At 69.2% G+C, this 12,090-nt stretch carries 15 protein-coding genes and 1 pseudogene; 13 read left to right on the top strand and 3 right to left on the bottom strand.

The window, feature by feature from the left end:
• The first annotated feature begins 914 nt into the window (after positions 1–914).
• Complete coding sequence (locus AOQ53_RS34755; RefSeq protein WP_059423486.1) at positions 915–1,367, top strand: MarR family transcriptional regulator; 453 nt, start codon at positions 915–917, stop codon at positions 1,365–1,367.
• Entirely contained in the window at positions 1,367–1,678 is a 312-nt protein-coding gene (locus AOQ53_RS34750) for a hypothetical protein (protein WP_059423490.1), read from the top strand. Before AOQ53_RS34755 ends, AOQ53_RS34750 begins: the two co-directional genes overlap by 1 nt.
• 18 nt (positions 1,679–1,696) lie before the next feature.
• Here AOQ53_RS34750 and AOQ53_RS46950 read toward each other — a convergent pair whose 3' ends face one another.
• From AOQ53_RS46950 to AOQ53_RS45025, 3 genes and pseudogenes are all read right to left on the bottom strand, one after another.
• Positions 1,697–2,242, bottom strand: a complete 546-nt coding sequence (locus AOQ53_RS46950) for a peptidase inhibitor family I36 protein (RefSeq protein WP_236711917.1) — start codon at positions 2,240–2,242, stop codon at positions 1,697–1,699.
• Between the two features lie 117 nt (positions 2,243–2,359).
• A pseudogene (locus AOQ53_RS48260) lies at positions 2,360–2,566 on the bottom strand (IS5/IS1182 family transposase); the annotation flags it as partial.
• A gap of 186 nt (positions 2,567–2,752) precedes the next feature.
• The gene (locus AOQ53_RS45025; protein WP_059423484.1) at positions 2,753–3,127 is read right to left on the bottom strand and encodes a hypothetical protein; all 375 of its coding nucleotides are present in this window, start codon (positions 3,125–3,127) and stop codon (positions 2,753–2,755) included.
• Between AOQ53_RS45025 and AOQ53_RS45330 the strand changes: the two genes are divergently transcribed.
• From AOQ53_RS45330 to AOQ53_RS34690, 11 genes are all read left to right on the top strand, one after another.
• Complete coding sequence (locus AOQ53_RS45330; protein WP_174523395.1) at positions 3,108–3,458, top strand: hypothetical protein; 351 nt, start codon at positions 3,108–3,110, stop codon at positions 3,456–3,458. The genes AOQ53_RS45025 and AOQ53_RS45330 overlap by 20 nt on opposite strands.
• 592 nt (positions 3,459–4,050) lie before the next feature.
• Positions 4,051–4,272, top strand: coding sequence for a hypothetical protein (locus AOQ53_RS34735; RefSeq protein WP_059423480.1), 222 nt, complete (start codon positions 4,051–4,053; stop codon positions 4,270–4,272).
• Between the two features lie 17 nt (positions 4,273–4,289).
• The gene (locus AOQ53_RS34730; RefSeq protein WP_059423478.1) at positions 4,290–5,045 is read left to right on the top strand and encodes an ABC transporter ATP-binding protein; all 756 of its coding nucleotides are present in this window, start codon (positions 4,290–4,292) and stop codon (positions 5,043–5,045) included.
• Entirely contained in the window at positions 5,042–6,010 is a 969-nt protein-coding gene (locus tag AOQ53_RS34725; protein WP_059423476.1) for a hypothetical protein, read from the top strand. Before AOQ53_RS34730 ends, AOQ53_RS34725 begins: the two co-directional genes overlap by 4 nt.
• 11 nt (positions 6,011–6,021) lie before the next feature.
• Positions 6,022–6,864, top strand: a complete 843-nt coding sequence (locus AOQ53_RS34720) for a hypothetical protein (protein ID WP_059423474.1) — start codon at positions 6,022–6,024, stop codon at positions 6,862–6,864.
• Positions 6,861–7,364: a hypothetical protein gene (locus AOQ53_RS34715; RefSeq protein WP_059423472.1), complete on the top strand. Its 504-nt coding sequence runs from the start codon at positions 6,861–6,863 to the stop codon at positions 7,362–7,364. Before AOQ53_RS34720 ends, AOQ53_RS34715 begins: the two co-directional genes overlap by 4 nt.
• A 235-nt stretch (positions 7,365–7,599) precedes the next feature.
• Positions 7,600–8,157 carry a telomere-protecting terminal protein Tpg gene (gene tpg / locus AOQ53_RS34710; protein WP_059423488.1) on the top strand — a complete coding sequence of 186 codons (558 nt, stop codon included), beginning with the start codon at positions 7,600–7,602 and terminating at the stop codon, positions 8,155–8,157.
• 144 nt (positions 8,158–8,301) lie between these two features.
• On the top strand, positions 8,302–8,520 hold the full coding sequence (locus AOQ53_RS34705; protein ID WP_059423470.1) for a hypothetical protein: 219 nt from the start codon (positions 8,302–8,304) through the stop codon (positions 8,518–8,520).
• Positions 8,521–8,953: 433 nt separating this feature from the next.
• Positions 8,954–10,066 (top strand): bifunctional DNA primase/polymerase, encoded by a 1,113-nt coding sequence (locus AOQ53_RS34700; RefSeq protein WP_078945640.1) that lies wholly within the window; start codon positions 8,954–8,956, stop codon positions 10,064–10,066.
• A complete protein-coding gene (locus AOQ53_RS34695; RefSeq protein WP_059423466.1) occupies positions 10,063–11,574 on the top strand; it encodes a DNA primase family protein in 1,512 nt (503 codons plus the stop codon). Before AOQ53_RS34700 ends, AOQ53_RS34695 begins: the two co-directional genes overlap by 4 nt.
• On the top strand, positions 11,571–11,951 hold the full coding sequence (locus AOQ53_RS34690; RefSeq protein ID WP_059423464.1) for a DUF6009 family protein: 381 nt from the start codon (positions 11,571–11,573) through the stop codon (positions 11,949–11,951). Before AOQ53_RS34695 ends, AOQ53_RS34690 begins: the two co-directional genes overlap by 4 nt.
• Positions 11,952–12,090: the final 139 nt, after the last annotated feature.

Raw genomic sequence — 12,090 nt, 5'->3', positions numbered from 1 at the left:
ACAGTTCATGGCGACGTATCACCACACCATGATCCACAATCCAAGATCACTTTGACGACAGGCTCTAGGTGCGGGTCACGACCTCGGGCAGTGGATGCCACTGCCGTCATCACACTGCTGCTCGACGACCAGCACGAAGGGTGGCTGAGCAGCGTGGTACCAGGGGCCTTCGCCGGCCCCTGGACCCCGCTGCCCCCGCCACTTCCCGGCGCGAATCCGTTTCGTGGTGGCCCGGACCGTACGCGCCGGAAAGCGGCGGGGTACGGGTGGGGGAGGCCCCGTGAGACGGGCACGGTCACCGCGGTCGGCTTCTGCGTCGACTGCCGACCGGAAGGGGCTCGGCCGTAGGGCTCAGGTTCGTTCGTCCCATGAGTGCCACTACGAGGTTCCACGAGGTGAGCACGGCGTTCCGCCGTGCTGAAGCTGTTCAGCGGTTGCCTGTGCGGTGGTGTGAACGGCGCGGCTCCTGCTGGGTAAGAGAGCGCGGCCGCTAGTTAGCCTCTGACCTGCGCAATTGCCTCGAACAACCAAGCTCGCAAGAACTGGCAGGCAGTTCTTGCGACAGCAGAGGGCGATCAGAGGACCTGAGTGAACAGATCCTTCAGTCGTGTCACACAGTCCCACTGAACGCACACCACGATCTGACAGACCTGGACAGCGATTCTGAGATCTGCCACCCAGACCTGACGATCTGGGTACCACGATCCTGTAGCCGTGCCAGATTGACGTGACGTACATGAGTGGGCGGCAGTGCGGCTACGGCTGGACGGTGTGAGCCCTGAGCCTGTGAGCAGGCGACACGGGCCCACAGGCCTGGTTGATTGACTTCCTGCTCATGTACGTTAAGTTCATCTGGTCGGCCTCGGAGCCGCCTCTTATGAACCGTCAGATAAGCCCCGTGCACGGAGGGCCCGTTGGGAGCAGTACGCAGGCTGGTTGATGCCGAGACGGGCGAGGCGATCCCCCATGCGCCGTACGCCTTCTCCGGCCGGCACACCCAGGTTGACAAGGCGCGCGTCGAGGCGATCACCGAATCGAAGGCGTTCACGCCCAGCCAGAAGTTCCTCGTCCTGTGGTGGATCGGAGTCTCGCCCGAGGGCATGGAACCGTTGAGGGCCACAGGGGCCGACATCGCGAAGCGGGTGGGGATGTCCACCGACGCTGTCGGGAAGATCAACAGGAAGTTGGCCAAGCACCGCATCCTGATCGTCCGCGGACGCATCGGAAACTACAACTTCTACCGGATCAGCCCGTACATCGCGTTCCACGGAACGGGGCTCGAGCAGCGTGAAGCGGTGAAGACGTGCAACCCGCCGGACATCCCCGGATTCAACGAGAACGTGCCTGCACGGTGGGAGGCCCAGTGATCAGCAGCGACGACAAGCAGAAGAACCTCGAGCTGCTTGAGAAGACGGCCGGCATGACCGCCAACCAGCGTCTCGTCGTCATGCTGTACGCCCTGCACCCGACCGACCGGTCCGGAGCCGTACTCGAGACCGCCGCCAACCTGGCCAAGCTCGTCGGAATGGCCGCGCCCGTCTTCTCCCGCACCCGCAAGCAGGTCATCGAAGCCGGCTGGCTCGAGGAGACCGAGAGACTCGGCCACATCAGGTACTACCGACTTGACCCCAAGCGCATGGGCGAGAACGTCGTCGTCCCCCTCCGCCGCGCAACCTGACGTCCCACAGACCGCACCTCATTGACGTGACGTACATGAGGAGCGGTCTGCAGGACCGTTCCCCTTGACCTGTGGGTAAGGGGAACGGTCCTGATAGCTGAACGCGGATGGCTCCCCGCGATGCGTCCGCATGTCGGGTCTCGCGGGCGACCTCCCTACACGACGCGCATGCTGATCAGCCCCGCCCGGTTTTGCCCGCCGGGCGGGGCTGACCGCTGTGTAGGCATCGGGCGCCTGCCAGCGGTGAGTGGGGGAGGGGCAGCCGCAGTCGTTGCGGTTGTTCTTCAGGGAGCGGGTCCGGTCGTTCAGGTTGTAGCCGCGCAGGTCGTGGATGGAGCCGCCGCTGCGGGTGACGCACACATGCCGACCGCTGTGGTTGCGCTTCTCGTACACGCGGGCGGTGCGGTCGGAGTTGTCGCGGATCGAGCTGCCGCGGTCACGGATTGCGGACGGCAGGTCCTTCACGCTGCCGTCCACGGCACGCTGCCCCCATGGCTGACCGCCAAAGTTGATCTCTGGGTAGATGCACACGTAGCCGGACGGGCAGTCGATTGCTGCCTTCACCGCGCCGGGGGTGCTGTAAGCGGAGGCTGGAACGGCCAACGGGGCGAGGGCCAGGGAGGCGATCGCCGCGGCACGCATCAGGTTGCGTACGCGCGGTCCGCGATCACGGTTTCAAAAAGCCAGCGGCCAGGCCCGGCCGTCTGCCACCAGGTGCACCTTGGCTGTCAGTCCGCCGCGTGCGCGCCCGAGACCGTGATCTGCGGGTTCGGCCCGCCCTGCCGCCCCTCTGACCCCGGCAGCGTGCTGGTGAGCGCGGCAGATGGTGGAGTCCACCGATGCGGACCAGCTGATGTCGTCGATGGCATCCGCCGCTGCCAGCACGGCCGTGCTGGCCAGGTCGGGCACGGTGCTCACCCGTCCGTGAGGGGCAGCGAGCAGGCCGCCGGGCCGCGTGGCCTGGCGTGGCTGAGGTGATCCACAGCGCTTGTGCGATCGGCGGCGAGGGCGCCTTGCACGTCGCAGGCGAACTCTTGGTTCGCTCCCAGGCTGTGTGCGGTCGGCCAATGCCGACTAAGCGGGGGCGAGTTGGAGGAGTTCCGCAACGCCTTGGGCATGGGCGTAGGGCTGGAAGCGGGGGGGGAGCAGGTCCTTGATGAGGCGGACGCAGCGGGGTGCTCCGGTGCGCAGGGCCAGGAGCAGGGACTGGGTGGCGGCGGCCGCGGCGGGCTCGGGTTCCTTCAGGTCGAGGTAGCTCGCTGCTCGGTAGGCGAGGAACAACCTCAGGACGCTGCCGTTCCTCGGCGTGATCCGCGGCCACGGCAAGCAGGTGCTGCGCCCGGTGCCGCGGAACGTGACGGTGATACCGCAGACCTCCGGCATGCGCGCCGGCGTGTGGGCGAACACGAGGGTGCTGATGGTGCCGAGCGTGTACGAGTCGTACGGCATGGCCGCCGGGCTCGCGACCGAGTTCGGCAAGGCCGCTGACGAGGGCCTGAAATCCGCGGCATCGCAGCAGGCCGCTGCGCCGCTGCGCGCGATCATCCAGGGCACTACCCAGGCCGCGTCCGGCCTCCAGGCTGTCGTCGCCCCCATGGCGAAAGGTTTCCTCGGCGTCGCCGGGGCCGTCGCCCAGGCGTTCGGCCCGCAAGTCGCGGGCGTCATCGCACAGGTCGCCGGTGCCCAGCGGCGGAAGGCCCCCCTGACGACATTGGCATGCGCATCACTGGACGAGCATTTCAGGCCATGCGATCCGTCCGAACGTTCACAGGCGATGTGATCGGCATCCGAGCGCGCGGTGACCCTCGCAAGTCCTGCCCCGGCCCCTCGGCTCACAGCCCGGCGAGTGCCCGCCCCGCCCGAGTGGGAACCCCCAGGAGCAAAGTGGCCCATTCCTGCACGGAAGGCCCTGTATTGCAGGGGCGACATGACGCCACGTCACGTGCCTGATCGGGGCGTAGCGCCGAACGGCCCGCAATCAAGTGATAGGCCCTCACCAGGCCTTCGACCAGGCGAAATTCGACCTCGCCGCCTTATCGGCACTTTCCCTCCAGGAAAGGCCCACACGCAATTGACACTCTCCATACCTGAGCTTCATGATCACGTGGCAGTCGGTTGGCTGCATCTCGTTGCCCCCCTCGATCAGTGGGTGGGCTCCCACTCTGGAGTGCTCATAGCCTCAGATCTGCCCGCATACGCCGCGCAGGCGCCACCACTCTGCTCGCCGCTTCCGCGGTCGGAGCAGCCGTCACCACCGCCTCCACGGCGACGTGGAGCACGTCCAACCGCTACCTCCGTTCGGCTGTGGCGGGAGACGAGACCTCCAACTGGTACGCGGTCGGCTCGAACACGCAGTACATCACCCAGAACCTGTGCGTGACCGCTACGGGGGACGCATCGGCTACGACTTCAAGAAGTCGGTGACGGGCTTCGACGAGTGGGTCGCCTGGCGGGACTGGTCCTGTGACAACGCCCCCTACACCAAGAGCTACGCCGGCGAGGGCAACGGCTACTACTACGCCAAGGTCGCCTCCACCCCGTCCGGCGGCGTGGTCGACGAGCTCAACCTCAAGGTCTACCGCGTCACCTCCTGACAAGGAATCTCCCTTTCATGACACCCGTTCTCTCCTGCCGCGGTGTGGTCAAGACGTACGGTAAGCGCACCGTGCTGGACGGCGTGTCCCTGAGCGTGGAGGCCGGTCGGGTGACCGGCCTCCTCGGCCTCAACGGGGCAGGCAAGACCACCCTCATGCGTATAGCCACCGGCCTTGTCGCCCCCACCACCGGTGAGGTGCAGGTCCTCGGACACGCCTTGCCGATGCGTCCCCCCGTGCTGGCGCGCGTCGGCGCCGCGCTGGACGCCCCCGCCTTCTACCGGTGGATGACCGGACGCGGCATGCTGCGCGCACTGCTGGACACCGCGGGCTTGCCCGACGAGGGCCGTGCCGACCGCGCGCTGGAACGCGTCGGCCTGGCGGATGCCGCGGGCCACCGGGTCCGGACGTTCTCGCAGGGCATGCGCCAGCGGCTGGCGATCGCCGCCGCCCTGATGAAGGAACCGGCCCTGCTGATCCTCGACGAGCCGACCAACGGCCTTGATCCCGCGGGCGTACGCCTGATACGCGGCATCATCGCCGAAGAGACCGCCCGCGGCGCGGGCATCCTCATATCCAGCCATCAACTGGACGAGATAGCCCGGCTGTGCGACAGCATCGTCATGATCTCGCAGGGTGTGGTGAGCGCGTCGGGGACGATCGAGCAGCTCGGACTGGGCGCGACGGACGGACCGCAGGACCTGGAGGACTGGTTCTTCGCCCAGCAGCGGACCGCCGTCCACACCTCCGTCCGAGAGGACGGGGCCGCATGAAGTCCTGGCTGCGTCTGCTCGGCTGCGAACTGCGCCGCACACTGCCCCGCCTGCTCCCCGTGGCCATACTCCTCCTCCTGACCGTCGGCATCACGCTCCAGGCGCTCAACGTGCAGCGCGTCGCGCACAACAACCTGCAGAACGTGCGTCTCGGACTCACGAAGCTGACTCCGGAGCATTGCGCGGAGGACGCGGCGAACCTGCCGCCGGACGTCCCCGCCGACGCGTTCCTCAAGGACTGTCTGGCCGGTCTGGAAGGCACGCGCGCGGCATACGAGAACATCGAGGCCGGATTCGCGGCCCACGCGGAGCAGTTGGGGATGGCTCAGCACCCTCTCGGTGCCGTCGGCTGGACCTTCGGCTGGTTCGCCACCGCACCCGGCCTGCTCTCGATCCTGGTCCTCGCCGCCTTCTTCACCGCCGGCGAGTGGTCTCGCGGCACGGCGGTGCCCCTGCTGCTGCAGGAACAGCGCCTGTGGCGGCTGCTGTCCGCCAAGGCGGCCGTGCTCTGGGTGTGGTCCCTGCTGGCGGCCGCGGCAACATCGGCAGGCGTCTGGCTCCTGGCTGTGACGCACACGCGGCGCGCCTTCCCGCTCCACCGGATGGTCGCGGCGGACGAGGTCTCGGCCTACACACTGCAGAGGGCCGGTACCGGCCTGCTGGTGCTGGGTGTGGCCTGCGTGGCCGCCGTCGGGCTGGCGGCAGTCGTACGGATGCCGCTGCGCACGGTCCTCATCGGGGTGCTGGTCCTGGCTCTCGCCACACTGCCTGTCACGACGTGGCTGCCCGGTCCGGTCCTGGCCGACGGGATGGGTCTGTCGCACGGGCTGAACGTCTACGACCACCTGTGGACTTCGGCGGTGGATTCGGCCGCTCCCGCCGCGGTACGGGCTCTGCCCTGGATGGCGCTGCTCTGCCTGGCGCTGTGGCAGGCCTGGCGCACCCGTCCGCGTGACCTGGTGTGAGGGGCGGAACCATGAGACGGATCATCGCCCCGCTGCGGGCGGAAGTACGGCTTGCGGTCCAACCGGCGGCCGTGCTGACCGTGCTGCTCGCTGTCGCCGCCGCGGTGCGTGCGGTCGTGTCGTATCTCGACGGCGTCCAGCACGGGCCGAACGGCCTGGACGCGAGCATCACCGCGCTGGCCACTCCGGCCGGGGCGTTGCAGGCGGCCGCGTGGCACCACTCTTCCCTGCTGGGCCTGGTATTCGTCGCTGTGCTGTGCGGGGTGGTACTGGCCGAGGGCCTGGAAAGCGGGACATGGCCGTTGGTACGTCTGTACCAGGGGCGCGTCTGGCTGCTGGTCCTGCGCAAGATCGTGGTGGTCCTGCTCCTCGCGGTGCTCAGCATGGCCGTGACCGCGGTGGCGCTGTGGGCCGCGTTCAAGGTGGGGCACTCCGTAGAGCCTCCGGGCGGGTCGCGGCCCGAGGACGTGCCGACGGCCGTTCCGAGCTGGGGTGAGGCACTGACGACCTGCGCCAGGGCGCTGCTCGTGCTGACGTTCTTCACGGCGCTCGCCGCGTGCGGTGCCGCCGTCGCGCGGGCCGTGATCGCCGCAGCCGTCCTGGGAGCGGGTCCTCTGGTGGTCACTCTGCCGCTCGTGACCACGGAGCTCCGCGTCTGGGTGCCGCATTACTGGATCGCCGCCTGGATGAAGCTGCCCGAAGGCGCGCAGTGGAGCCTCTACTGGTGGAGCTCCACGCCCGGGGCCCCGGACACCGGTACCGCCCTGACCGTACTGTCCACTCTCTCCTGCTGCCTGCTGCTGGTGAGTTGGCTGTCTCTGCGCACGGAGAGGTCCCTGTCGCCCCGCGCATGAGCCGGTGCGGCACCCAAGCATGGAAACGCTTCGTCTACCTGTCCGTCGTCCTTCTCACCGTGCTCGGTGTCCAGTCCCTGGCCGAACTGGCAGGCCGGTGGGCCGCGCCCGCACTCGCCGTGGTTGCCGCGTTCGCCGCCGTCACGGTTCTGGGGACGGCCCAGATCGTCGCGCACGGCGCCATGCCGGGGCCCGACCGTCTCAGCGACTCGACCGTGCCTGTCGCCCGCCGGCTTTCCTCGCCCGGCCCCTGCCTGCTGGTCACTGGTTACGAGCCCGAGGTCGGCTGGTACTCGGGATGCGATGCCGTCACCTTCGCCCAGTACAGGAGGATGCACGTGCCCGAGGGCACCGAAGTCAGTCTGCTGCTCTTCGAACGGGGCCGGCTGCAGCCCGGCGAGGCGGGTCTGAAAGAGCTGATCGGAGGCAGAGAGACCCTGGTCCGCACGATCCCGACCTCGGGCTCCGTGGGCGCAGCCACCGTGATCACCCTGCGTTGAGGGCCTACCGCGGACTCCCTGCCGGCACCACCGACCCGCCGCGCTCCGTCTGCGGGGTGCGCAGCACGGATTCGGCCGCACCGGCCAGGCGCAGCCATTCTCCTGTTGCGGTGACGCCTTGGTGGGCGGCGATGAGGTCCGCGAGCGGTTCAACGCCCCGGAGCTCAACCTTGCCCGGCACATCGAGGACGGCACCGTCACCGACGTCGACAGCGGAGAGTGGGAGAGGGCGACGATGAGCCTGTTCGGGGACGGCCTGGACGCCGCGGTGCAGAAGTCTTTCACCCGCCCGGCACCGAAGAACGCGGGCGCGCAGATGCGGTACCTGGTCAAGCAGCTCAAGGGCACCAGGCCGGTCGCCCAGATGCTGCGCATCTCCCAGCGCACCGTCGAGCGGTACGTGAAGGACCAGATCAAGAAGCCGCGCCCCGACCTCGCCGCCCGCCTGGAGCGCGAGGTGAAGAAGCGGTGGCAGCCGCAGATCCGGGCCAAGGCCCGGCACAAGGCGGCGACGACCGGCGGAATCGTCATCGACACCCGGGCCCGTATCGGCTACACCGCGCCGATCGGCTCGACGGACCAGGACCGCATCCGGCACCTGACCGTCGCGCTGCCGCCCCGCTACGCCGCCCGCCTCTTCGAGGCCCAGGAGCAGGGCGCCACCGACCAGCGCCTGAAGGAGCTCGCCGCTGAGGCACTCAAGGAGGTGTACTTCCAGGACGGCGGCCGCCGCGCCGGAAGCCTGGAAGAGGTGCGGTTCACGGACATCGAGCACCTGGAGTTCGATCTGTAGATCTCCCAGCAGCAAGGGCCCGAACCGCCTTCTGTTTCTGTGGTCGGGTAGCCGGATCACGGCAACGTGATCCGGCTACCCGACCACATCCGCCCATGAGCCGAAGCGCGGTTCCAAGAAGAACGCCCCGCCTGGTACCAGGAGATGCACGAGCAGCAGCGCAAGGCGCGTTCCTCGCGCCGCATCCGGGTCGAACACGGCATCGCCCATCTGAGGAACTGGCGAGCGCCGGCCCGCCACCGCGGCCGCCGCGAGTACATCAGCGACACCATTCAGGCCGTCGCCGACCTGCTGTCCCCACATCGGTCGCTCGCGGCGAAGGGCAAGGGTGAGGCGATCCAAGGTCGCTCCAGAGCCGCTTGAGAGGTCTCAAGGGGGCGAGCGACTGACGAGCAGCGACCCGGAGGGGTTCGGTCGCTGTTCGGTCGCTTGGGAAAAATGCCAGCTCAGGGGCTGCTTTGCCAGGGTGGCAGCGACTGAAGCGACTCAAGGCCCGGGTGTATCAGGACATTCGCGTGTGCGCGTGCGTGCGCGGGCGTCATATATAGAGGCCTTGAGTCGCTTCAGTCGCTGTTTGGGCTATCGCAAGTCTCTGACCTGTGGTTTTATCGAGCGTATGAGACAGCGACCGAAAGTCGCTCGGTCGCTGTGGACCGGGCACTTCAGTCGCTCGTCGCTTTCGAGGGGAAGAACCGGTTGACGAATCGGTTATTCGCACAGAGTTCCCCTTCCGTCACGGCTGCTTCGCTAGTCTGTGTCTGTCGTTGAGTCGCTTCGGTCGCTGACGGGGGAATACATGGCCGATGAGCTGCGGGCTTTACGCAGCGACTCACCGCCGGCCGGTGCTGTCACCACAGGCGTCACGCAGTCCCTGGCCGTCGCACGCCGCTGTGCCGGGCGTGGGTGGCCGGTCCATCCGCTCGCCCCAGGACGCAAGACGCCCGTGGGCAACTGCGCGGCCTGCCGTGAACCCGGGCACACCTACCGGGGGTGTCGCTGTCCTGCCCTGGGACGCTGGTGCCACGGATTCCGGGCCGCCAGCCTGGACTTCGCCCGGATCGAGCAATGGTGGGGAGCCCACCCGGAGTTCGGTGTCGGGATAGCCTGCGGCCCGGCCGGGCTGGTCGTCATCGACATCGACGCCCACTCACGTCAACTGCCCGCGCGTGACCGGCTGCTGCCCGGTATCGGCATTGCCGACACCGTGGACCTGACCGGGCTCGCCAACGGCTTCCACACGCTGGCGGTGCTCGCCGCCCTGCGTGGCGTCGCCTCGCCCGCCGAGGACGAGGCGACGCTGCGGGTGCGTACGCCCTCCGGTGGCCTGCATGTCTGGTACCGGGCCATGAGCGGGCACCGGTGGCAGTGTTCCTCCGGTTCCAGCGGCGGGCGTGCGCTGGCCTGGCAGGTCGACGTACGGGCGCACGGCGGCTATGTCGTCGCCCCCGGCACCGTGACCGAGGCGGGGGCGTACGAGGCGGTGAGGGGGGCTCGGGAGCCCGCCCCGCTGCCCGCCTGGCTCGCGCGGGAACTGGAGCGCACCGGGCATCTTCCGCCCGTCCACGTGCCCGCGCCCCGGCCGGTTCCCCCGCGGGCCCGGCAGGCCGTGCTGGCTGCCGGAGGCGGACTCGGCGCCGCGGGCCGGGTGCTGGCCGGACTGCTGGCCGAGGTCGCCGCGTGTGCCGCCGTACCCGAAGGAGCGGCGTTCACCGAGAAGCTCAACCGGGCCGCCTATACCGCCGGCGGGCTCGTCGCCGCCGGGCTGCTGGCCGAGCTGGAGGCGGAGCGGGCACTGTGGGAAGCGGCCGCGCAGGCCCGGCCGGGTCAGGAGCGGCGCTACGGCGCCGTCATCCGCAGCGGGCTGAGCGTGGGTCGCAGCCGCCCGCTGTCCCTGGGAGGCAGGTCGTGACCCAAGGCCATGACAACGCCCTCTTCGACCCGCGCGCCGTCGCCGTGCAGATCCTGGCCCAGGGCTTGCCCAAGCCCCGTTCCAAGGACAAGGACCAGGGCCTGCCCGGCGCGGGAGGTGCGGCCACCGCCGACGGACTGCTGCCCGACACCCTCAGCGACCGGGGCAACGCCAAACTGTTCGTCAAGCTCTACGCCGACGACTACCGGTATGTGCCGGGCCTCGGCTGGTTCCGCTGGGACAGCACGCGCTGGCAGATCGACGAGGACGACACCGTGTTATGGGCCGCGGGCGACCTGGCCGAGTCCCTCGCCACGACCGACCCGCGCGGACTTCACAGCATGGACGCGCTCCAGCAGCACCGGCGCCGCGCGCTGAGCACCAGCGGGCTGAACGCGATGCTCGCCCAGGCCAAGTCGGCGCCTGCCATGGTGCTCAACGCGGCGCTGCTGGACGCCGACCCGTACGCGCTGTGCACGCCCGGGGGGATCGTCGACCTGCGGACCGGGCTGATACGGGCGCCCGACCAGAGCAAGGACTTCCACTCCCGTTCTACAACGGCCACGCCCGAGCCGACGCCCACGCCCCGCTGGGACCGCTTCCTCACCGACACCTTCGGTGAGGGACCGGTGGGCGCGGAGATGATCGACTTCCTGCATCTGCTGCTCGGCTACTCCATCACCGGGGACGTCGGCGCGCAGGTGATGCCGTTCCTGTTCGGCTCCGGCAAGAACGGCAAGTCGGTGCTGCTGGATGTGGTGATGAAGCTCGTCGGCGACTACGCGGACGCCGCTCCGCCCGGGTTCCTGATGGCCCGCCCCTACGAGGGCCACCCCACCGACCTGGCCGAGCTGCACGGGCGCCGGGTCATCGTGTGCAGCGAGGTCAAGCCGGGGGACCGTTTCGACGAGGCGCGGGTGAAGCTGCTGACCGGCGGGGACCGGATCAAGGCGCGGCGGATGCGGCAGGACTTCTTCGGCTTCCAGCCCACGCACAAGCTGTGGCTGCTGGGCAACCACCGGCCCGAGGTGGGGACGGGCGGCTTCGCCTTCTGGCGGCGGATGCGGCTGATCCCGTTCGAGCGGGTCGTGCCGGACCATCGCAAGGTGGACAACCTGGCGGACATCCTCGTGACCGAGGAGGGGCCCGGCATCCTCAACTGGCTCATCGCGGGGGCGCGGCGCTACCTGAGTGGGGAGAAGGATTTGCTGGGGCCGGAGCGGGTGCGCATCGCCACCACGGCGTACGCGGAGACCGAGGACCACATCGGGCGCTTCCTCGGCGAGTCCTGCCGGCTGGAGCCGGGGCTGAGAACGGAACAGGCCGGTCTGTACGCGGCGTACAAGGCGTGGTGCCAGAATGAGGGAGCCCCGGCCGTCTCGTCCCGGTCCTTCGCGTCACGGGTCCGCGAGACGGTGGGACTGGCGTCTCCCAAGGAGATGATCCTGTCCAACCAGCGCAAGTACTACCCGGGCATCGGATTGGCCGCCGACGAGGAGACAGCATGAGCGCCCTCATCGCCGAGGACGAGATAGTCCACGAGGTCGACTTCGTCTGGCTCGAGGACATCGGCCGGCTGGACTATGTCCGCCAGAGCCTGGACCGGCTGCCGACCCGCCGGGGCAGGCCCGCCTACCACCGCGACGGCCGTATGGTCGGCTATGCGCTGCTCGGCCCCGAGGCCAAGCCGTCCCGTTCGTCGGGGACCTTCCGGCGGCGGGTGTTCTGGCTGCTGCCGCACGACCGAGACACGGCGCCCGCCGGCCTGTACGCCTCGGGCGCGCCGGCCGAGGCCGTCGACCCGCGCACGCTGGCGCCCGGCAGCAAGGGGCGCAAGACCGAGCGGTCGGAGGGCGGGCCGCGGCCGGCGCGGCTGTACAAGTGAGCTGACAGCCCGGCCTGGGGCCGTTGCTGCCGGGCCGTCGCACCATGACCACCCGGCAGGGCCCGTACGCGCTAGTAGTGCTTGGTCAGGTCGGTTGTGGTGGTGCGTGTCCTTCCGGCCCGGTGTGGCGTTGAGGGTG

Origin of the sequence: Streptomyces azureus, assembly GCF_001270025.1 — a bacterium.
GTDB classification, from domain to species: Bacteria; Actinomycetota; Actinomycetes; order Streptomycetales; family Streptomycetaceae; genus Streptomyces; species Streptomyces azureus.
Note: the sequence above shows the minus strand (reverse complement) of the source record. Positions and strands in the feature narration are given on the sequence as shown.

Excerpts from the sequence above, each read along its gene's own strand:
- AOQ53_RS45025 (WP_059423484.1), bottom strand. The coding sequence starts at position 3,127 with ATGCCGTACGACTCGTACACGCTCGGCACCATCAGCACCCTCGTGTTC.
- AOQ53_RS34730 (WP_059423478.1), top strand. The coding sequence starts at position 4,290 with ATGACACCCGTTCTCTCCTGCCGCGGTGTGGTCAAGACGTACGGTAAG.
- tpg (WP_059423488.1), top strand. The coding sequence starts at position 7,600 with ATGAGCCTGTTCGGGGACGGCCTGGACGCCGCGGTGCAGAAGTCTTTC.
- AOQ53_RS34720 (WP_059423474.1), top strand. The coding sequence starts at position 6,022 with ATGAGACGGATCATCGCCCCGCTGCGGGCGGAAGTACGGCTTGCGGTC.
- AOQ53_RS34715 (WP_059423472.1), top strand. The coding sequence starts at position 6,861 with ATGAGCCGGTGCGGCACCCAAGCATGGAAACGCTTCGTCTACCTGTCC.
- AOQ53_RS34705 (WP_059423470.1), top strand. The coding sequence starts at position 8,302 with ATGCACGAGCAGCAGCGCAAGGCGCGTTCCTCGCGCCGCATCCGGGTC.
- AOQ53_RS34725 (WP_059423476.1), top strand. The coding sequence starts at position 5,042 with ATGAAGTCCTGGCTGCGTCTGCTCGGCTGCGAACTGCGCCGCACACTG.
- AOQ53_RS34690 (WP_059423464.1), top strand. The coding sequence starts at position 11,571 with ATGAGCGCCCTCATCGCCGAGGACGAGATAGTCCACGAGGTCGACTTC.
- AOQ53_RS34700 (WP_078945640.1), top strand. The coding sequence starts at position 8,954 with ATGGCCGATGAGCTGCGGGCTTTACGCAGCGACTCACCGCCGGCCGGT.